The organism is Pigmentiphaga litoralis, assembly GCF_014651835.1.
Taxonomy (GTDB): Bacteria; Pseudomonadota; Gammaproteobacteria; order Burkholderiales; family Burkholderiaceae_B; genus Pigmentiphaga; species Pigmentiphaga litoralis.
In genome coordinates this window covers 3,546,536-3,565,009 of the sequence record NZ_BMXQ01000001.1, presented here as the reverse complement: position 1 = coordinate 3,565,009, position 18,474 = coordinate 3,546,536, and the positions used below count along the sequence as shown (strand labels likewise).

General features: G+C 62.9%; 20 protein-coding genes, 1 pseudogene and 1 other annotated feature. Of the genes and pseudogenes, 15 read left to right on the top strand and 6 right to left on the bottom strand.

All coding sequences use genetic code 11. The features are described from left to right. Positions 1–19: 19 nt before the first annotated feature. Entirely contained in the window at positions 20–361 is a 342-nt protein-coding gene (locus IE116_RS16280) for an ArsR/SmtB family transcription factor (protein ID WP_189613992.1), read from the bottom strand. Positions 362–405: 44 nt separating this feature from the next. On the opposite strand from IE116_RS16280, the gene arsC reads away from it, so the two are divergent. Together arsC and arsH are read left to right on the top strand one after the other, a co-directional pair. Continuing rightward, entirely contained in the window at positions 406–831 is a 426-nt protein-coding gene (arsC, locus tag IE116_RS16275) for an arsenate reductase (glutaredoxin) (protein WP_189613991.1), read from the top strand. A gap of 9 nt (positions 832–840) precedes the next feature. Next, positions 841–1,584 (top strand): arsenical resistance protein ArsH, encoded by a 744-nt coding sequence (gene arsH, locus IE116_RS16270; protein WP_189613990.1) that lies wholly within the window; start codon positions 841–843, stop codon positions 1,582–1,584. 257 nt (positions 1,585–1,841) lie between these two features. Here the strand turns inward: arsH and IE116_RS16265 are convergent, their stop codons facing one another. Next, positions 1,842–1,997, bottom strand: a complete 156-nt coding sequence (locus tag IE116_RS16265) for a small membrane protein YohP (RefSeq protein ID WP_189614767.1) — start codon at positions 1,995–1,997, stop codon at positions 1,842–1,844. A 147-nt stretch (positions 1,998–2,144) separates the two neighbouring features. Then, positions 2,145–2,197: a sequence feature (sul1 is cis-regulatory element that is thought to sense ions involved in sulfur or methionine metabolism; They are found in Alphaproteobacteria), on the top strand. Positions 2,198–2,284: 87 nt separating this feature from the next. Between IE116_RS16265 and IE116_RS16260 the strand changes: the two genes are divergently transcribed. From IE116_RS16260 to IE116_RS16225, 8 genes are all read left to right on the top strand, one after another. Then, complete coding sequence (locus IE116_RS16260; protein WP_189613989.1) at positions 2,285–3,772, top strand: SulP family inorganic anion transporter; 1,488 nt, start codon at positions 2,285–2,287, stop codon at positions 3,770–3,772. Further along, positions 3,753–4,637 carry a universal stress protein gene (locus tag IE116_RS16255; RefSeq protein WP_229828222.1) on the top strand — a complete coding sequence of 295 codons (885 nt, stop codon included), beginning with the start codon at positions 3,753–3,755 and terminating at the stop codon, positions 4,635–4,637. Before IE116_RS16260 ends, IE116_RS16255 begins: the two co-directional genes overlap by 20 nt. Positions 4,638–4,809: 172 nt before the next feature. After that, positions 4,810–5,352, top strand: a complete 543-nt coding sequence (locus tag IE116_RS16250; RefSeq protein ID WP_229828221.1) for a sigma-70 family RNA polymerase sigma factor — start codon at positions 4,810–4,812, stop codon at positions 5,350–5,352. After that, on the top strand, positions 5,342–6,118 hold the full coding sequence (locus IE116_RS16245) for an anti-sigma factor family protein (RefSeq protein ID WP_189613987.1): 777 nt from the start codon (positions 5,342–5,344) through the stop codon (positions 6,116–6,118). Before IE116_RS16250 ends, IE116_RS16245 begins: the two co-directional genes overlap by 11 nt. A 49-nt stretch (positions 6,119–6,167) precedes the next feature. Continuing rightward, on the top strand, positions 6,168–6,773 hold the full coding sequence (locus tag IE116_RS16240) for a DUF2076 domain-containing protein (RefSeq protein ID WP_189613986.1): 606 nt from the start codon (positions 6,168–6,170) through the stop codon (positions 6,771–6,773). Between the two features lie 143 nt (positions 6,774–6,916). Continuing rightward, the gene (locus IE116_RS16235; protein WP_189613985.1) at positions 6,917–8,482 is read left to right on the top strand and encodes a TerC family protein; all 1,566 of its coding nucleotides are present in this window, start codon (positions 6,917–6,919) and stop codon (positions 8,480–8,482) included. Between the two features lie 285 nt (positions 8,483–8,767). Continuing rightward, complete coding sequence (locus tag IE116_RS16230) at positions 8,768–9,862, top strand: 2Fe-2S iron-sulfur cluster-binding protein (protein WP_189613984.1); 1,095 nt, start codon at positions 8,768–8,770, stop codon at positions 9,860–9,862. 107 nt (positions 9,863–9,969) lie between these two features. Beyond that, on the top strand, positions 9,970–10,851 hold the full coding sequence (locus IE116_RS16225) for a manganese catalase family protein (protein WP_189613983.1): 882 nt from the start codon (positions 9,970–9,972) through the stop codon (positions 10,849–10,851). Positions 10,852–10,882: 31 nt separating this feature from the next. Here IE116_RS16225 and IE116_RS26190 read toward each other — a convergent pair whose 3' ends face one another. Next, positions 10,883–11,245: a chemotaxis protein CheB gene (locus IE116_RS26190; protein ID WP_373303013.1), complete on the bottom strand. Its 363-nt coding sequence runs from the start codon at positions 11,243–11,245 to the stop codon at positions 10,883–10,885. Here IE116_RS26190 and IE116_RS16215 point away from each other — a divergent pair. Together IE116_RS16215 and IE116_RS16210 are read left to right on the top strand one after the other, a co-directional pair. Continuing rightward, the gene (locus IE116_RS16215; RefSeq protein WP_189613981.1) at positions 11,126–11,422 is read left to right on the top strand and encodes a hypothetical protein; all 297 of its coding nucleotides are present in this window, start codon (positions 11,126–11,128) and stop codon (positions 11,420–11,422) included. The genes IE116_RS26190 and IE116_RS16215 overlap by 120 nt on opposite strands. Before the next feature lie 142 nt (positions 11,423–11,564). After that, on the top strand, positions 11,565–12,680 hold the full coding sequence (locus tag IE116_RS16210) for a sensor histidine kinase (RefSeq protein ID WP_189613980.1): 1,116 nt from the start codon (positions 11,565–11,567) through the stop codon (positions 12,678–12,680). A gap of 46 nt (positions 12,681–12,726) precedes the next feature. Here IE116_RS16210 and pdxR read toward each other — a convergent pair whose 3' ends face one another. Beyond that, a complete protein-coding gene (gene pdxR / locus IE116_RS16205) occupies positions 12,727–14,154 on the bottom strand; it encodes a MocR-like pyridoxine biosynthesis transcription factor PdxR (protein ID WP_189613979.1) in 1,428 nt (475 codons plus the stop codon). Positions 14,155–14,243: 89 nt separating this feature from the next. Here pdxR and IE116_RS16200 point away from each other — a divergent pair, with 89 nt between their 5' ends. The 3 genes and pseudogenes from IE116_RS16200 to IE116_RS16190 form a co-directional block, all read left to right on the top strand. Further along, positions 14,244–14,675 carry a GNAT family N-acetyltransferase gene (locus IE116_RS16200; protein ID WP_189613978.1) on the top strand — a complete coding sequence of 144 codons (432 nt, stop codon included), beginning with the start codon at positions 14,244–14,246 and terminating at the stop codon, positions 14,673–14,675. Between the two features lie 66 nt (positions 14,676–14,741). Then, positions 14,742–15,176, top strand: a complete 435-nt coding sequence (locus tag IE116_RS16195) for a carboxymuconolactone decarboxylase family protein (protein WP_189613977.1) — start codon at positions 14,742–14,744, stop codon at positions 15,174–15,176. A gap of 45 nt (positions 15,177–15,221) precedes the next feature. Further along, positions 15,222–15,617: pseudogene (locus tag IE116_RS16190) on the top strand (FMN-dependent NADH-azoreductase); the annotation flags it as partial. Between the two features lie 31 nt (positions 15,618–15,648). On the opposite strand, the gene IE116_RS16185 reads toward IE116_RS16190, so the two are convergent. Together IE116_RS16185 and IE116_RS16180 are read right to left on the bottom strand one after the other, a co-directional pair. Next, a complete protein-coding gene (locus IE116_RS16185; protein WP_189613975.1) occupies positions 15,649–17,061 on the bottom strand; it encodes an MmgE/PrpD family protein in 1,413 nt (470 codons plus the stop codon). Positions 17,062–17,073: 12 nt separating this feature from the next. Beyond that, positions 17,074–18,447 (bottom strand): MmgE/PrpD family protein, encoded by a 1,374-nt coding sequence (locus tag IE116_RS16180; RefSeq protein WP_189613974.1) that lies wholly within the window; start codon positions 18,445–18,447, stop codon positions 17,074–17,076. Between the last annotated feature and the right edge of the window lie 27 nt (positions 18,448–18,474).

Below are 18,474 nucleotides of genomic sequence, written 5' to 3'. Positions count from 1 at the left end.
TAGAGGTAAACAGAACAGGTCAATCCTGCGACGTACTTTCACTGTCACAACATGGGGCAGCCACAGGCATGCAGGGGTTGCCGCCGCAGCAGTTGTCGGTCAAAAAGCCGATCAGGTCTGTCATGGTCTGGTACTTGGCGGCATAAATCACAAAGCGGCCTTCGTGGCGCGCCTCGAGCAGATCCGCGTGCACCAGCTCTTTCAGGTGGAATGAGAGTGACGAAGGGGGCATGCCCGCGAGTTCTGCCAGCTTGCCAGCGGGCAAGCCCGCCGGGCCTGCCTCGATGAGCATGCGATAGACAAGAAGGCGGGACTCGTTGCCGATGGCAGTCAATGCCCGGGCTGCTGTTTTCATTTCCATATTTCCAGTATATTCGAATTATTGTGCAAAGAGGCAAGCTCGACATGACATCCACCACGATCTATCACAACCCCAACTGCGAAACGTCGCGCAATACGTTGGCGCTGATCCGCAACGCCGGTACCGAACCGCAAGTGATCGAGTATCTGACAACGCCGCCTGATCGGGCCACACTGGTGTCGCTGATACAGCGCGCCGGCCTGGGTGTGCGGGACGCGCTGCGCGAGAAAGGCACGCCGTATCACGAGCTTGGCCTGGGCGATCCGACCCTGACCGATGACATGCTGCTCGATGCCATGCTGGCCCACCCCATCCTGATCAATCGCCCGTTCGTCGTCACGTCCGAAGGCGTGTGCCTGTGCCGCCCTTCTGAAAAGGTGCTCGACATCCTTCCGCAGGCGCAGAACGGTGCCTTCACGAAAGAAGACGGGCAGCCTGTGATCGATGCACAGGGCAATCGTATAGGCTGATCCCTCACCATGACCGACATTGATTCTGATCTGACATTGCCCGCGCTGGACGAAGCGTTTCTTGCCGTCCCGACGTTGGAAGACCTGGAGCTGGAGCGTGGGTCGCGCCATGCGCCGCGTATCCTGCTGCTCTATGGCTCATTGCGAGAGCGCTCTTTCAGCCGCCTGCTGGTGGAAGAAGCCGCGCGGATCCTGATCCGGCTTGGCGCCGAGGTGCGTATCTACAACCCTGCCGGCCTGCCGCAACCGGATAGCGTGCCCGGGGAGCATCCCAAGGTGGCCGAACTGCGCGCCTTGTCCTTGTGGTCGGAAGGCCAGGTGTGGTGCAGCCCGGAACGGCACGGCACCCTGACAGGCATCTTCAAGAGCCAGATCGACTGGCTGCCGCTGGAGACGGGCAGCGTGCGTCCGACGCAGGGCCGCACCCTGGCCGTCATGCAGGTGTCTGGCGGCTCGCAATCCTTCAATGCCGTCAACGCGCTGCGCGTGCTTGGGCGCTGGATGCGGATGGTCACGATCCCGAATCAGTCGTCAGTCGCGAAGGCGTTTCAGGAATTCGATGCCGACGGCCGCATGAAGCCGTCCGCGTATTACGACCGCGTGGTCGACGTCATGGAAGAACTGGTCAAGTTCACTCTGCTGATTCGTGACCGCAGCGATTACCTGACCGACCGCTACAGCGAACGCAAGGGCATTGCCGCGGAAACCGCCAGGCCGGCGGCCGAGGCGATGCGCGCGGAATCAGGCAAGTGACGTGTCGGATCGAGCGACGATCGAACACCGCCGGGCGACGAAACCAATGCAGCGGGTCACGCGACGCGGCGGCGCGTGCGAAGGGGTCGATCCTGAAAAAGGATGGAGAGCAAGTAATCGATTCAAAGAATGCCCGGCGTCTCCTGAAGCGCCGGGGCACAAATGAACGCGTGATTCATGCACTTCCGGTTCCGATCGAACGCGCGCCATGGGGCGATCATTCATGATGCTGGCGTGCACTACGACTCGATGAAAGATCAGAAGAGCAGGCTGAATACACCGGTGATGGTCAACAGACCCACAACGAAGATGATCCCGATAATCCACAACAATATTTTCATTCGTCTTCCTTTGCAAAAAATGGTGGTTCCTCCGCTCAGCAAGACGCGCACCTGGACGCGTTGCACGTTCATGCTGTCGCCGAAGTTTGCTTGAGTCCATGGCTGTACATTCGAAATGTGCCCGGGGACCTCTGCAACCAGGCTTGGCAGATCGGAGTTTCGCTCATACAATCCTCATTCGACGTCCGCAATGGACGTGCATCGCAACCTGCGATGACTCGTGGACCCGGACTACCGGGTGGCTCGGCCGGGCGCCTATCCCCCGGAGAACTCCAAGCAATTCGGTCTCGTACCATTCCACGCAGTGCTCGTCATTTGGTGCGGCGACGCGTTTGCTAGCCTTGGGTTAGCTCTCTCACATGTTTTCAAACTCTTCCATTCGTCGAGAATGGATCGGCAATCCGCGTGCCGAAATTCTTGCGGGCATCGTTGTCGCCCTTGCATTGATCCCTGAAGCCATCGGCTTTTCCATCATCGCAGGCGTTGATCCCAGCATCGGGCTCTACGCTTCGTTTTCCATTGCGGTGATCATCGCATTCACTGGTGGCCGGCCCGGCATGATCTCGGCCGCGACCGCAGCCATTGCCGTGCTGCTGCTTCCGTTGATCCGCGACCATGGCGTCGAATACCTTTTCGCTGCCACGGTCGTGATGGGCGTCTTGCAGATATTGGCGTCAGTATTGCGCCTGCATCTCCTGATGCAGTATGTCTCGCGTTCGGTCGTGACGGGATTCGTCAACGCGCTCGCCATCCTGATTTTCCTCGCTCAAGTGCCGCAGCTCACGGGCGTGACGTGGGAAACCTATGCCATGGTCGCGGCCGGGCTGGCGGTCATCTACCTGTTCCCGCTGCTGACCAAGGCGGTGCCTTCTCCGCTCGTTGCCATTGTCCTGCTGACATTGTTTGCAGTGTTTGTGGGTGCACCGGTGCGCACGGTCGGCGACATGGGCACGCTGCCATCGACGCTGCCAATGTTCCACTTGCCGAACGTGCCCTTCACATTCGAGACGATCAGGATCGTCCTTCCCTACTCGCTGACGATGGCGGCGGTCGGCCTGCTTGAGTCGATGATGACCACGCAGATCGTGGAAGATCTGACCGACACGCCGAGCGATCGCAAGCGCGAGTGCCGCGGACAAGGCATCGCGAACCTGGTCACGGGCTTCTTTGGCGGCATGGGCGGCTGCGCGATGATCGGCCAGTCGGTCATCAACGTGAAGTCGGGCGGATCGAGCCGTCTGTCGACCTTCGTTGCGGGCGCGTTTCTGCTGTTCCTGATCGTCGTGCTGGGGCCCGTCGTCGCCATGATTCCCATGCCCGCGTTGGTGGCGGTAATGATCATGGTGTCGTTGGGGACGTTCAACTGGGGATCGATCAGGAACCTCAAGCGGCATCCGTGGCAGTCATCGGCTGTCATGCTGGTTACGGTCGTCGTGGTCGTGTGGACGCACGACCTGGCCAAGGGCGTGCTGGCCGGCGTGTTGCTCAGCGGTTTGTTCTTCGCTGGCAAGGTTCGCCAGATGTTCACGGTCAGTTCGTCGCTTTCGGACGATGGACGGACGCGGACCTATGTGTACGCCGGTCAGATCTTTTTCGGGTCCACCGAACGATTCGTTGATTCCATCAACTTCAAGGAAGTGCTGGATCGCGTCGTGATCGATGTGTCGAGCGCGCACTTCTGGGACATCTCGGCCATTGGCGCCTTGGACAAGGCGATCCTGAAACTGCGCCGTGAAGGAACGGAAGTGGACGTGGTGGGACTGAACGCGCCAAGCGCCGACATGGTCGGCCGCTTCGCCATCTACGACAAGACCGACGCCGACAAACATGCCGTTGGCGGCCACTGAGGAGAGCGACATGACCACCATACTTGCTTGTATCGATGCATCGCAGTATGCGAATGGCGTGTGTGACCTGGCGGCGTGGGTCGCCCGGTCCGGCAAGACGAAGCTGGAGATTCTTCACGTCGTTCAGCGCGTCGATAGCATTGCGGCGCGCAATGACCTGAGCGGCGCGATCGGACCCGATGACGGTAACGAACTGCTGGAGGAGCTGACCCGTTTTGACGAGCTTCAGGCCAAGCTGATGGTGCAGCGTGGACGGGCATTGCTTGAGACGGCCGAAGCGCGTGCGCGTGCGGCCGGCGTCAACGATGTCACCACGGTGCACCGGCACGGCGGTATCGTCGAGACGATCCTGGAATGTGAAGCGCAGGCCGATTGGGTGGTGCTGGGCAAGCGCGGCGCATCCGGGCAGTACGCGCCGCGTCACCTGGGTTCGAAATTCGAGCGTGTCGTTCGAAGCAGCGACAAGCCGATCTGGGTGGCACCGGCGGAGCTCACCACGATCGACTCGGTGGTGATTGCGTTCGACGGGGGGCCTGCATCGCAGCGCGCTGTGGCATTGGTCGCATCGTCGCCCGAGTTCTCGGGCCTGAAGGCCCGGCTGGTCATGGTCGGTGCGGCAAAGTCATCATCGACAGTGTCGATCGACGATGCAGCAGCGGTCCTTCAGCACGCTGATCGATTCGGCGGCAGCAGCGTGATTGAGGGCGATCCGGAGCAGGTCATCCCCGAGTACATGAATCAGGCCGGTGCGGGCCTGCTGGTCATGGGCGCGTACAGCCATTCGCGGCTCAAGACCTTCGTCTTCGGCAGCACCACGGCGGCGTTGGTCAGGGCAGTCGCGCAGCCGATGCTGCTGGTTCGCTGAGGCCTAGTGCTCGTATTGATTCCGTCCTTGCAACTCAAGACGACGCAACCGCGCTGATCGTAGCCTGTCGCAAGGCTTCGTTCAGCAGTTTGTAAGAGTTGTTAGCCGCATGGATTAAAGGCGCCGCACAGGCGTCTACTCTTCCATGACCCTACAGCCCGACTCATTCAACGTGGTGGCGCAGATCTCTGCGCTGCGCGCCTATGCGCACACGTTGACCCGCAATCGTCAGGATGCTGAAGATCTCGTCCAGGAGACGATGACCTTGGCCTACGAGCAGCGCAACGCGCTGCGCGCGCCTGGCCAGTTGCGCGGCTGGCTGTTGTCCATCCTGCATAACGTGTTCTCGACGAACTGGCGCCGGCAGAAGCATCATCACGACATGCACGCGCAGCAGGATCCCTTCGACGAGCCGCAGGTTGCCTCGAATCAGGAAGCGACGGTGCGGCTTGCACAGATCCATCAAGCGTTTCTGCAATTGCCCGACGATCAGCGGGCTGCGCTCCATCTGGTGTCGGTCGAAGGCCTGTCGTATCGCGAAGCTGCGACGGCGCTTGGGGTGCCGACGGGCACGCTGATGTCGCGCCTGGGTCGCGCCCGCGCGGCATTGCGGGCGTTCGAGGACGCGGGTGCGTCGGCCACGCCGTCCGCATCTGCGGCACCCGTAAAACGCGTGCAGCGTCTCAAGGTAGTGGGAGGTTCCGATGCGATCTGACGACGTGGTTTCTGAAGACGATCTGCTGGCATATGTCGATGACCAGCTTGATGCCCGCAGGCGCGCCGATATGGACCAGTATCTGTCGCGGCATCCTGCAGCGGCGCAGCGCGTCGAGGCTGACCTGCGTATCCGCGACGCGCTGCGCGTGACGGCCGCTTCGGCACCGCCCGGCGACAACGCCCAGTCCACGAAGTTGGCGCGGCGCCTGCAGCGCGAGCTGACGGCGCGCAACGGGCGTTCGCGATGGGCCAGCCTGGCGTTGGCCGCAACGGTGTTCGGCGTGGGCTGGATGACCCACATCGCCTACATGCAGGTCACCACGCCGTCGTCGATCATGCAGCCATCGGCCGCTTTTCTGGATGACGCCGTCATGGCCCATCGCACCTCGCTGCTCAGGGCAAACATGAATTCGCAGCCCGAGGTTCCGTATTTCGATGCCGACGAAATCCTGCATCTGGTCGGCATTCCCATGCCGCCGATCCCGCCGAACTGGGTGGTTCGGGATGTGCAGGTCTACCCGTCCAGTCTCGGACCCAGCGTGGAAATGGTCATCGATACCGACAGGTTCGGGTCGCTGTCCCTTTTTGCGGCGCGTGCCAAGGAAGGCGGGCGCGTCCAGGGCGTGATCACGTCACGCAAGGACGTCGCGGCGATCGCCTATTGGCAGGAAGGCACGTCGACATACGCATTGACCGGTCATCTGACCGACGTGGCGCTGGCGCAGCTTGCCAAGCGGCTGACCAGGCAGCTGGATCCGCAGTGACTATTGTCGCTCGTCATTTTTCATTCACCTGTTTTCAGGAGTACCGACCATGAATCCACAAGACCGTGCCGCCATTGATGGCATTTTTGACCGTCTCGGGCAGGTCGCCACGCAAGGCAATCGTGACAGCGAAGCCGAAGCGGTGATCCGCAGCCGGATGGATGCCCAGCCGGGCGCTGCCTACTACCTGGCGCAGACCGTCGTCGTGCAGGACCAGGCGCTGCAGGCTGCACAGACGCGCATCCAGGAACTCGAGCAGCGTGCATCCGGTGGCGCGGGTTCGCAGGCCACACGGGCCAGTGCCGGCGGCGGTGCCTTTGGGGACACCACTCCCTTGCGCGCCCCCGCGGGCGCGGCAGCCGGCTCGGCCGCGGCGGCGGAAACGGCCAAGCCTGGCTTGCTCAGCAAGGCAGGCTTTGGCCGCTCCGCGCCATCAGGCGGTGGCGGCTTCCTGGCCGGCGCCGCACAGACTGCCATGGGCGTCGCAGGCGGCATGATGCTGGGCAGCATGCTTGGCGGCCTTTTCGGTGGCAAAGACGCGGAGGCGGCTCCCGCGCCTGAGCCGCAGGCTGCCGCCGATGAGCCCGCAGCAGATGACGCCAGCTACGACGACGGCGGTGGTTTCGATGATGGCGGCGGCTTCGACGACATCTGATCGCCAGGTTGTAGATCGTTGCATGACGCAGTAGGTACGCCAGCAGGCCGACGCGGTCTGGCTGGCGTTTTTCGTGGTCGAATACAAAGCGGGCCGCGGGCCGCGGTCAGGACAGGGCGCGGCGATGCGCACAAGGAAGCTTGATGTTTTTTGAATGGATGTCGGATCCGACGGCGTGGGCTGGCCTGGCCACGCTGGTCGTACTCGAAGTCGTGCTGGGTATCGACAATCTCGTATTCATCGCGATTCTTGCGGACAAGCTGCCCGCGCACCAACGCAATCGTGCGCGGCTGATCGGCCTGTCGCTGGCCATGGTGATGCGCCTGGTATTGCTTGCCAGTATCGCGTGGGTGGTCACGCTGACCGAGCCGCTGTTCCACCTGTCCGGCTGGGGCGTGTCCGGGCGCGATCTGATACTGATACTGGGCGGCGTGTTCCTTCTGTTCAAGGGCACGATGGAACTGCATGAACGGCTGGAAGGGTCGGCAAGTGTTGCAAGCGGATCGCAGACCCGGCATGCCGTCTTCTGGCAAGTGCTGGTGCAGATCGTCGTGCTGGATGCCGTGTTTTCGCTGGACTCGGTGATCACCGCCGTGGGCATGGTCGATGACGTCAGCATCATGATGACGGCCGTGGTGATCGCCATGGGTGTGATGATGCTGGCGAGCAAGCCATTGATGGGTTTTGTCGCGCGTCATCCTACCGTCGTCATTCTGTGTCTGGGCCTGCTGCTGATGATCGGCTTCAGCCTGGTTGCCGAAGGCGTGGGATTCCATGTGCCCAAGGGCTATCTGTATGCCGCCATCGGATTCTCGATTCTGATCGAGGCATTCAATCAGATGGCCCAGCGCAACAGCTTGAAGGCCAGCGGCGCTGCGGCGTTGAGTGGACGGGATCGGACGGCACAGGCGGTACTTCGATTGCTGCGTGCCCGGAAGCTGGAAGACCAGGGAAGCGTGTCGTCGCCGGCTGACCCGGGCGACACGGACGAAGCGGCGTTCGGTCCGGAAGAAAGCTCCATGGTCGAACGCGTGCTGTCGATCGGCACGCAAGACGTGCGGGCCATCATGGTGCCTCGCTACGACATGACCTGGCTGGATGTTCGCGACGACCCGCACAAGGTCGAGGAGAAGTTTTCGCGCGGCCACAGTCGCCTGCCTTTGTGCGATGGGGATCCCGGCAATGTGGTCGGCGTCGTGCACTTCAAGGACGTGCTCGAACCGTTGCAACAGCGAGGCGCCCTGGACCTGGTCGCCCTGTCGAGGGAACCCAGGTATGTCAGCGAGAAGACGCCGGTGCTGCGAGTCCTTGAGCAGATGCGTGTGTCGCGTGATCACCTGCTGATCGTCGTGGATGAGCATGGCACCTGCGAAGGCCTGGTCACGCCGATGGACGTGCTGACCGCCGTCGCGGGCGACCTTCCGGAACACGGTGACGAGCAGCTTGCCCACGCGACGCAACTGCCCGATGGCACCTGGCTTCTGGACGGCCGGCTGCCCATCAACGAGGCGAGCCGTATCCTGCAGACCCCCGCACTGGCTCGCAAGGACATCCACGCCACCTTGGCGGGCAGCCTGCTCAGCGCATCCGGGCGCATCCCCCGTGCCGGCGAACGGGTGGACTGGATGGGCTGGGAATTCGAGATCACGCGCCTGGATGGCCGCCGGATTGACCAGGTGCGCGCCACCAGGCTGCCGACGTCACTTTGACGGCAAGGTGTGAGGCGCACCCAGCCCGGCAAACGGATGGTGATTGGCGTTGCTCCGACACTCAACCATCCAGGATGGGGGGCATGTTTGCGCGTCAGAAGAAGTAGCGGACGGACGCGCCCACCTGCGCATGCGTCTGGGTCGTGAGCCATCTGTCGATGTCGCTCCGCCATCCTCCAGACACCCGACGCGGAAACCCTTCCAGCAAGTCAGACTACGGGATGTTCCATTGGAGCGGGGCATCGGGTTTCCTTTGCCGCCAAGATGCTTGAGAAGGCAAAGTAGATGCAGGTTTCAACGACCTCCAGTGTCACCATCCAACCAAGTGGCCGCCAATTCAACGCCGCGCCAGGCCAGACCCTGTTGCAGGCCGCGCTCGATGCGGGTGTGAACCTGCCGTACAACTGCCGTGCCGGTCACTGCGGCGTATGCCGTGGGCGGGTGACCGCAGGCGCCATCCGGGTGGATGCCTTCACGCCGGGCGTGAACGATCAACAGCGCGCCGAAGGCCATGTGCTGCTGTGCAGGACGCATGCGGCAGCCGACTTGGTCGTCATCGAGATCCAGGAAACCGGATCGGCCTTGGCGCCTCCAAGGACCATTGCGTGCCAGATCACGTCCGTGGAGCAGCTTTCCGAGACGGTTGCAGTCGTCAAGCTTCGCCTGCCGATGCATGGCAATGCGTTCTTCTTGCGCGGGGAAGGCATCGACGTGCTGTTCGATGACGGACAGACGCGCAGCTATTCGATGGCTCAGCCGCCCAGGCCGCACGGCATGGTGGCTTTCGAGTTGCACCTGCAGCACCGCCCCGGCGCGCGCTTTGCCGATTCGGAATTTCACGCCGAGCTGACCGGCAAGACACTGCGAATCCACGCGCCCCCGGGCACCTACTTCTTGCGGGAGGCGTCCGCCAAGCCGCTCGTGCTGCTTGCCGGCGGAACAGGGTTTGCGTCGATCAAGGCGGCCCTGCGCTACCTGCAGGAAACCGGCGTGAAGCGGTCGGCCACCCTGTACTGGCAAGGACATGCGCCCAGTGATTTCCGCATGCGGGAGATCGTTGAACAGTGGGCGGCGGAACACAGCAACTTCCATTTCGTGCCGGTGCTTTCTGGGCAGGCATCTTCGCTGGACTTGCAAGCGTGGGCCGGCCGCACCGGCAGCATTCACGACGTTGCGCAGCAGGATCTGATCGACCTGTCGGGGCATCAGGTCTATGCCTGCGGTTCGCCCGCGATGGTGTCGGCGGCGCGGCGCACGTTCATCGAAGAATGCGGCCTTGGCGCGGGGGATTTTTTCTCGAAAACCATTGTTCCGACCCCGCGCATTCTGCGCGCCATCAGTGCACTGACGACCCTCTTTGCTCATCCATCAGCGCCTTGACGTTTCCGTTGTGCCATCTCCTGCCCGGTACAGCAAAAAAATCCTCATCAGGAACAGCCCTTGCGTGAGTCTCAGGGACAAATCAGTCACTCACCAGGAGAGTACGAATGTTCGCTCACAACAAGCGATTGCAATACACGGTCAGGGTTTCGGAAAGCAACCCGGCGTTGGCGAACCTGATGCTCGAACAGTTTGGTGGTCCCCAAGGCGAACTGGCAGCGGCCTGTCGTTACTTCGGTCAGTCCCTCGGCGAAGAGGATCCAGGCCGCCGCGACATGCTGATGGACATTGCCACGGAAGAGCTGAGCCACCTTGAAGTGATTGGCAACATCGTTGTCATGCTCAACAAGGGCAACAAGGGCCGGCTGTCGGAAGGCATCGAAGAAGAAGGCGAGATGTATCGCGCCATCAGCGGCGGCGGCAACAGCTCGCATGTCACCCAGGTTCTGTATGGTGGCGGCCCGGCCTACACCAACTCGGGCGGTCAGCTCTGGACCGCGGCGTACATCGACAACATCGGTGATCCGTCGGCCGACCTGCGGTCGAACATCGCCGCCGAGGCTCGCGCCAAGATCGTCTACGAACGACTGATCAATCTGACCGATGATCCGGGCGTGAAGGATGCGCTGACGTTCCTGATGACGCGTGAAATTGCGCACCAGCAGTCGTTTGAAAAAGCGCTTTACTCGATGACGCCGAATTTCCCGCCCGGAAAGTTGCCAGGCGACGCCCGCTTCACCAATGTGTACTTCAACATGTCGCAAGGTGAAGGCGATACGACGGGTCCGTGGAACAGCGAAGAAAACTTCACGGTGGTGTCGGACTTCGAAGCCCAAGGCGGCTTTGACGGCGACGGCTTTGCATCGACCCGCCTGAATGCGGCCGAAACCGAAGCCGTGCAGGCGATGGCCCTGCGCACGGCATCCGATCCGGCAAGCAATCCTGTGACTGGCGCCGAGCTTGGCTCGGGCAAGGTCAGCGCAGAATAAGGCAAGTCATACGCCCCCGGGCGTACGCAGTTCAAGACTTCCGGGTGGTCCGCAAATTGTTGTGGTCCGCCCGGACGACTTCAATGATGGCATGGACGATCTCATCGGTAGTGCCGATGCAGTCGATTGGTCCGCCAAATTCAGCCGCATGCTCAGGCATACCTTTCTCGGTATCGTCGCTGCGCCTGATCACCATGACATGACCGCCCGCCTGGTGGATCGCTGCCAGGCCGCGCGACCCATCATCCAGCTGACCTGACACTACGACGCCAAGGTGGTTGCCCCGTGGGGAACGCTTGAAGGCGTGCTCACCGGTGTCGCTGCACCCGCGGTCGGTTCCGCAGTGGCGCCAACCGTCGATGCGCCCTGGGCGCTCGCAGCGGAGGACGGTCATCGGATACTCATCGACCCGGACAATCCGGCCATGGAAATCTATGTGGACGGTGAGCGGCTGGTGCGACCGTCGGTACCGCCGTCTTCCGAATGGCATGGCCGGGTGAACCAACTGATGGGCAGCTACGACGAATTTCTTGCCCAGTTAAGGGAGGCTGCGCTGCGTCATCGCCGGTAGAAGTGCGGCAATAGATGCATCTCCAAGATGCATGAGCAGACAGTGAACCGGACAAGTAACCTTGCAATTGAAGAGCAAGCCGTCTCACAATGACGTGCGGTGACACTGCGTCGCCATACGAATTCATTGAAGGTAGCCTCGCATGTCGCTTGCTGATTTCATCGAGGCCAACCTCGACTCGCTCGTTGCCGACTGGGCAGAGTTTGCCAGTCAGATCGGCCTGGAAGGCACCTCCCTGACCGATCACGAACTGCAGGATTCCGCTCGGATGATGTTGACCCGCATCGCCGCGGACATGCGAACGCCCCAGAGCGAGGCGGCTCGCAAGGCCAAATCGCGGGGTGAAGGCGCCAACCCGGAGGGCGATGTGACCGATGCCGCGCAGATCCACGCGGACGACCGGCTTGCCCAAGGGTTCAAGCTGAACGACCTGGTCGCCGAATTTCGGGCGCTGCGCGCCACTGTCCTGCGGCGGTGGGCCGAACAGTCCGCGCCCAGCGCGGCGCGGATCGAGGACGTCATCCGTTTCAATGAATCCATTGACCAGACATTGTCGGACTCGATCCGGCAGTATTCGATGCAGGTCGAAGCGATCCGCGACCGTTTCGCCGGTGTGCTTGCGCACGACCTGCGCTCCCCGCTGGGCGCCATCGCCAATTCCGCCGAGTTTCTCCTGCAAGGTGACGACGTCACGGCATCGCGCATGAAGGCCGCTGCCAATGTGCAGCGAAGCGCGGCGCGGATGAAGCGGATGATCGACGACTTGCTGGATTACACGCGGACCCGGCTCGGCGATGCGCTTCCCGTCACCCTGGCTCCGCAGGACATCGGCCGGCTCTGCCTGTTTGCGGCCGATGAAGTCGGTGCTGCCTATCCCCAGGCGCAGATCGACGTGGTCCTGACCGGTGACCTGGCGGGCGCATGGGACGGCGATCGCATCAGTCAGTTGATGGGGAATCTTCTGGTCAATGCCATCCAGCATGGCAGCGGCGACATCCGCGTCGTCGCCATAGGCCGGGACAAGGTTGTCGAAGTGTCGGTCTGTAATGAGGGCGGTCCGATACCCAAGGAAGCCCTGCCTACGCTGTTCGATCCGTTGACCCGTACCCATTCCCCGCCCGAAAAACGCGGCATCGCCGCCGGGATCGGACTGGGGCTGTATATCTGCCGGCGCATTGCGCTGGCGCATGGTGGGCAGATCCACGTGGCGTCCAGTGCCGAGGCAACGACCTTCACCGTCACGCTGCCGCGCCCCTGACCGAGGCGGGCAGGGGCTCTCGTCAGGGCTCTAACCGGGTTGCAGGTCAGGCGGGCGAATCCTTGATCACCCGCAACAGCCGCTTCACCGCCTTTACCGCGTCATCTTCGCTCGCAAAGTTGGCATAGCCCATCAACAGGCCGCCCTGCGACGCCTTGCGGATCCGCCATCGGCCCAAGGCCTCGACTGCCAAGCCTTTGGCGTTGGCCGCGGTGGTCAGGGCGATATCGTCCTGGCGACTCGCGAGCCCGGCCGATACGTGGATGCCACCCGCCTGCGGTTGCACGCGCAACCAATCCGCGCCATAGCGCTCGAGCGCATCCACGAGATAACCGCGCCGTTCCGCGTAGAGCGTCCGCATCTTTCGCAGATGCCTGGCGAAGTGTCCTTCTTCCATGAAGCTTGCAACCGTCGCTTGCGGAGAGATCGACCCTGGGCCAGGAAAGATGGTGACCGCATCCTTGAACCGGCCCACCTGCGCTTGCGGCACAACCAGATAGGCCAGGCGCAAGCCAGGAAACAGCACCTTGCTGAAGGTGCCGGTGTACAGCACGCGGCCATGACCATCCAGGCTTTTCAGTGCCGGCAACGGGCGGCCTTGATAGCGGAACTCACTGTCGTAGTCATCTTCGATGATCCACGCGCGGCGCTGTGCGGCCCAGTCGAGTAGTTCAAGCCGCCTGGGCAAGGACAGGGCCATCCCTAAAGGACTCTGGTGCGTGGGCGTGACCACGGCGAAGCTCGCGTGGGAGGCGCGTTGCAGTCCTGCGGTCACATTCAGACCTTCGGCATCCACCGGCACCGGCGTGAGCCGCACGCCGATGCGTTCCAGAAACTGCCGCGCGTGCACATAGCCCGGGTCTTCGAACCAACCTGTATCGGCGGGCTTCAGCAAGGTCTGGCAGATGAGGTCCAGGGCGCCGCGATACCCCGACGTCACAAAGACCTGGTCGTGCGTGCACGTGATGCCGCGCGAGATGCCCAGGTAGGTCGCGATGGCACGGCGCAGCGGTTCGTAGCCCGCCGGGTCGGGATAGGCCATCGCAACCGTTTCCAGGGTGCGCAGACTGCGGCCGGCCAGGCGGGCCCAGGCCTTTCGGGGGAACGCATCCAGCGCCGGCAGGCCAAGCTGGAAGGGAAGGGCGGCACTGGATGCCATCCGGGCGTTGGACGGCGCGGACGCAGCGCGCGCGGGTGGGGTCTGCCCCGGGCCCGCCAGGTGTTCCAGCCGGGGCGACACGACGGTGCCTGCCGCGCCGCGCGCCACGAAATAGCCTTCGCTGACCAGCATCTGATAGGCCGCTTCGACCGTGCCGCGCGCGACGTTCAGTTCGCTTGCAAGACTGCGCACGGACGGCACGCGGTCGCCCGGCCGAAGCTTTCCCTCTGATATGGCTTCGCGATAGCGGCGATACAACTGAAGGTAAATCGGCGCGCCGTCGGTCCGATGCAGTGCCAGATGCTGCAAGTCCATATTCGATGTCCCAGTAATTCAGTGCATTCTTGCACCTATCGTATAGGACATGATTTTCCTACAGTGGATCCATTCCACGGGAAGATGTCATGACCGCCATTGCACTACGCCTAATCAACAGCGAGCCGGACTACCAGGCCGCGTTCCCGATCATGCAGGAACTGCGGCCGCATCTGGCGGACGTGGCGTCCTTCGTTGCGCAGCTGGCCCGGCAGACACAGCAGGGGTATCACCTGCTTGCAGCCTGGCGGGACAGTCGAGTGATCGGTCTGGCGGGCTATCGCTTTCAAGAGAACCTGATCTACGGGAAGTTTCTGTACGTCGACGATCTGATCACGACCGCGCACGCCCGCAGCGACGGCATCGGCGCTGCGCTGATCGAGGCCGTGCGCGAAGAAGCCAGAGGAATGGGATGCGCGCATCTTGTCCTGGATACCGGCCTGGGCAACGCCTTGGGCCAACGCTTCTACTTCCGTCAGGGCCTCCTGGCGGCTGGCCTGCACTTTCGTCAGGCGCTGTAGTTTGCTTGCCTTGCGCAACCTTTTGCGTTGCACCCCTACCGTCAATCGCTTTTCAGGAGATTCCCCTTGACCACCCCGCAACGTCTGCCGTACTACACCCTTTCGCCAGAGGCCTATCGCGGCTTTGGCGCGACCAAGGCGGCACTGGAAAAAAGCAGCCTGGGCAAACCGCTGATCGAACTGATCTGGCTGCGCATGTCGCAGATCAACGGCTGCGCGTTCTGCCTCGAGATGCACGCCAAGGCCCTGCGTGCTGGCGGAGTGCCAGATGCCACCTTGGACGGTCTGGCCGGATGGCGCGTGTCCGAGCGCTTTTCGCCGAAAGAACGCGCGGCCCTGGCCTGGACGGAAGCGCTGACCCATGTCGATCGGACGCACGCGCCTGACGAAGACTACGATCCGCTCAAGGAACACTTCAGCGACGTCGAGATCTCGGATCTGACATTCGCCATTGCATTGATGAGCGCGTTCAATCGTCTGGCCATCGGAATGCGGCAATGAGGCAACGGGGAATGAACGAGGATGACATCGCATGAAGCGGCGCAGGCCACTCGCATTTCCGAAGCGTTGATCCTTGAGGTCGAAGCCGCCGACCTGCTCGTCATCGGCACACCCATGAACAACTTCACGGTACCGTCGGTGCTCAAGGCATGGATCGACCAGATCCTGCGGATGGGACGGACCATGGGTGTCACCCCCACTGGCGACAAAGTGGGATTGCTGCGCGACAAACCGGTGTATGTCGGCGTTGCATCGGGCGGCGTGTTTACGGGTGATCGCGCAAGGCAGCCCGACTTTCCGACGCCGTACCTGAAGGCGGCGTTTGCGTGTGTCGGGCTGACCTCATTGCATTTTCTGCCGTTGCAGGCGACGGCGTTCCTGCAATTGGAACAGCTGAACGAGAACCTGCATGGACTCATCGCGGCTACACCCTGGCCTTAGGCCCCTGTTCCTGACCCACACAAACGTAGCGTCAGGCAAGGTGCTTGGACAATTCGCTCACATCCTCCATGTCCGCAAAGTTATCGAGCGCCGTCATCAGTGGATCCAGCTTGCCCACTTGATACCGCCTGCCCAGTTCCGCGCGCGCCCGGGCCTCGTGATCGGCCATCGAGAAAGGCCGCGAAGCACTGCCTTTGGGCGCGAGCACGAAGGTCGAAAACTCGTTGCCATCGTCAAGCATCACGGTCACGCGTGCGCTGACGGATTCACTGGTGCTGGTGCGTTCGACCTCTTCGTCGACAACGCACTCGACCTTGGCGGCAAGCGCCATGACCGTCGTGTCGGCCAGGCCCGCTTCGAAGTCATCGACATTCAACGCGGCGCCGGGTCCGCCTTGCTTGTGCAAGGCGAGCGCGACGCTGAAGGGGGCGCTCATCTGGGCTGCCTGAAGGTCGCCAGGCCGGTTCGATGTCAATCGCCCCTGAATCACTCTTGGGATGCCCAGCCGGATGCGGCGGACACGGCCCGCGGCAATCGTATGGTCACGGCACACCGTGCTTGCAGCTTCGATGGCGGACTGCACGCGTGCGCTGCAGGCATGCGGTTTGATCGCCACTTCGAGCAGACGAAAGTCGCGGCCAAGACCGTCGCTGACGCGGTCGAAGTCGACGGCATCGGCGTAGGCACGCGCAAAGCCATCCTGGCCTTCAAGGATGTCGGTGGGACCCGAGAATCCGCTGTCGACCAGCATGGCTGCACGCACGCCTGAACTGGCTGCCTGCGCGGCATGAATGCGTTTGACGGTCGAACCCGAGTGGTAGAACTGGGTGAGTCCGCCGCAGAACGAGGCGCCCAGGCCGATGGCTTCGGCGATACGCGTGGCGCGTTGCGGACCGTTCGACAACAAGGCCGATGCCGCGACGGCCGCACCAAAGACGCCGCAGGTCGACGTGCTTTGAAAGCCGCGCTTGAAGTGGCTGGGTTGAATCGCCAGCGCGATGCGGATCATGGCTTCGTAGCCCGCTGCCACGGCGGCGAGTACCCGGCTGCCCGGCAGATGGTGCGCCTGACCTACGGCCAGCGCTGCGGAAAACACGATGCAGCCCGGGTGCAACATGGCGCCAACGTGGACGTCATCGGCATCCAGGCTGCCGGCATACACGGTGTTCATGAACGCGGCGCTGACCGGGTCGACGGGAGCCGATGCGAACAGGACCGGCGCATGGCCCGGGGCCGCCGTCTGCTGCGCATACGTGCGCGCCCAATCGCTCCAGCCCATGCGTTCGCCGACCGACGCGACGCGCAGATAGTCGAGCAGGAATGCCTGCAGCGCGCCTTGGACTTGCGCCGGCAAGTGCCGGTACTCCAGGTCGCCAGCAAACTCGGCGATGCGCCGTGTGGGGCCGGTCGCGGTGGGTCCAGTCGGGGTGGATCCTGTCGTCATGCATGACTCCGTTCAGTGTCGCAAGGTAAACAAGGCCGTGACGTCGGGCAGGTGCTCAATGCGGCGGGCATGGACAAGCCAGTCCTGGCATGCGGCGTCACCGAGCGACGGTCCGGCAATGGCCATGAAGCGCGCGCCGACCTCGTCGGCGGTCATCGGGTTCTGCGGGCAACCCTTGGGATGTTCGATAAAGGCTTCCTGGCGGCTGCCGTCTTTCAAGGTGCAGACGACCCGTGCAGGCACTGCCTCGGCTGTCGTCAGGCGCTCCACGTCGGCGTCGACAAAGCACTGCGTGCGGCTCGACAGATCCATGATGCGTGCATCGCCCATGCTGGCTTCGAAGTCGTCAATGGACAAAGCCAGCGGGCCGCTTCGTGATGGCGCGAGTGCAATGGCCATGGCGACGGCAAAGGGCGTGCTCAGCTGAGCCTGCTGATGGTCGACCGGCTGATTCGCGGTCAGCTTGCCGACCATCGCGCCGTGCACGCCAATGTCGATGCTGACGACCTGGTCCATCGTGACGCCTTGCCTGGCCAGCACGGCCGCGGCTTCGATGGCCGATTGCATGCGCACGCTGCCCGCATGCGGCTTCAAGGAAATCCATTCGGTAGGAAAGTGCCGCCCGAGTCCGTCGAGTGTCGTTGCCGGATCGTAGCGATCCGAAAAGGCACGGGAGAATCCCTGCTTGCCTTCGATGGCGTCGTGCGGTCCGGTCAGGCCGCTGTGCGCCAGCAACGCAGCTTCAACGCCATTGGCCGCCGCCTTGCCGGCGTGCAGTCGTTTGATGTCCGAACCTGACACGAAGAACTGCGAGATGCCGCAAGCGAAGGTGGCCGCGATGCCCAGGGCGTTGCGGCACCCTTCGGGCGACAGTCCCAGCAGCCGGGCGCACGCTGCGGCGGCGCCGAATGCGCCGCAGGTGGGCGTGCCCTGGAAGCCGCGCAGGGAATGTTCGGGCTGTATGGCCATGCCGATGCGTATCGCCGTTTCGTAGCCGACCAGCACCGCAGTCAGCAGGTCGCGGCCGCTGGCCCCGGTGGCTTGCGCCATCGCCAGAGCGGCAGGCCAGATGACGACGCCGGGGTGGATGATGGCGGCAACGTGCGAGTCGTCCCAGTCAAGACTGCCGCAGGCCACGCCGTTGACGAATGCTGCCCTCGACACGTCCACCATGGTGCTTGCGAAGAACAGTTGCGCCTGCCGGTCGGACCGATGATCGCCATACAGAGCGGTTGCAGCGCGTGTCCAGGGACGGTCCTTGCCGGCGGCCGCGGCGCGGAACATGTCGATCAACAGGACAGGCATCAATTCCCTGATGTGACGCGGTACATCGTGCCAGGCCAAGGTGGCGACAAAACGGCCAAGGGCATCGGTGACGGGCGGCATGGCCGAAGTATCCGTTGCGGAATTGAG

Excerpts from the sequence above, each read along its gene's own strand:
- IE116_RS16280 (WP_189613992.1), bottom strand. The coding sequence starts at position 361 with ATGGAAATGAAAACAGCAGCCCGGGCATTGACTGCCATCGGCAACGAG.
- arsC (WP_189613991.1), top strand. The coding sequence starts at position 406 with ATGACATCCACCACGATCTATCACAACCCCAACTGCGAAACGTCGCGC.
- arsH (WP_189613990.1), top strand. The coding sequence starts at position 841 with ATGACCGACATTGATTCTGATCTGACATTGCCCGCGCTGGACGAAGCG.
- IE116_RS16265 (WP_189614767.1), bottom strand. The coding sequence starts at position 1,997 with ATGAACGTGCAACGCGTCCAGGTGCGCGTCTTGCTGAGCGGAGGAACC.
- IE116_RS16260 (WP_189613989.1), top strand. The coding sequence starts at position 2,285 with ATGTTTTCAAACTCTTCCATTCGTCGAGAATGGATCGGCAATCCGCGT.
- IE116_RS16255 (WP_229828222.1), top strand. The coding sequence starts at position 3,753 with ATGCCGTTGGCGGCCACTGAGGAGAGCGACATGACCACCATACTTGCT.
- IE116_RS16245 (WP_189613987.1), top strand. The coding sequence starts at position 5,342 with ATGCGATCTGACGACGTGGTTTCTGAAGACGATCTGCTGGCATATGTC.
- IE116_RS16240 (WP_189613986.1), top strand. The coding sequence starts at position 6,168 with ATGAATCCACAAGACCGTGCCGCCATTGATGGCATTTTTGACCGTCTC.
- IE116_RS16235 (WP_189613985.1), top strand. The coding sequence starts at position 6,917 with ATGTTTTTTGAATGGATGTCGGATCCGACGGCGTGGGCTGGCCTGGCC.
- IE116_RS16230 (WP_189613984.1), top strand. The coding sequence starts at position 8,768 with ATGCAGGTTTCAACGACCTCCAGTGTCACCATCCAACCAAGTGGCCGC.
- IE116_RS16225 (WP_189613983.1), top strand. The coding sequence starts at position 9,970 with ATGTTCGCTCACAACAAGCGATTGCAATACACGGTCAGGGTTTCGGAA.
- IE116_RS26190 (WP_373303013.1), bottom strand. The coding sequence starts at position 11,245 with ATGACCGTCCTCCGCTGCGAGCGCCCAGGGCGCATCGACGGTTGGCGC.
- IE116_RS16210 (WP_189613980.1), top strand. The coding sequence starts at position 11,565 with ATGTCGCTTGCTGATTTCATCGAGGCCAACCTCGACTCGCTCGTTGCC.
- pdxR (WP_189613979.1), bottom strand. The coding sequence starts at position 14,154 with ATGGACTTGCAGCATCTGGCACTGCATCGGACCGACGGCGCGCCGATT.
- IE116_RS16200 (WP_189613978.1), top strand. The coding sequence starts at position 14,244 with ATGACCGCCATTGCACTACGCCTAATCAACAGCGAGCCGGACTACCAG.
- IE116_RS16185 (WP_189613975.1), bottom strand. The coding sequence starts at position 17,061 with ATGACGACAGGATCCACCCCGACTGGACCCACCGCGACCGGCCCCACA.
- IE116_RS16180 (WP_189613974.1), bottom strand. The coding sequence starts at position 18,447 with ATGCCGCCCGTCACCGATGCCCTTGGCCGTTTTGTCGCCACCTTGGCC.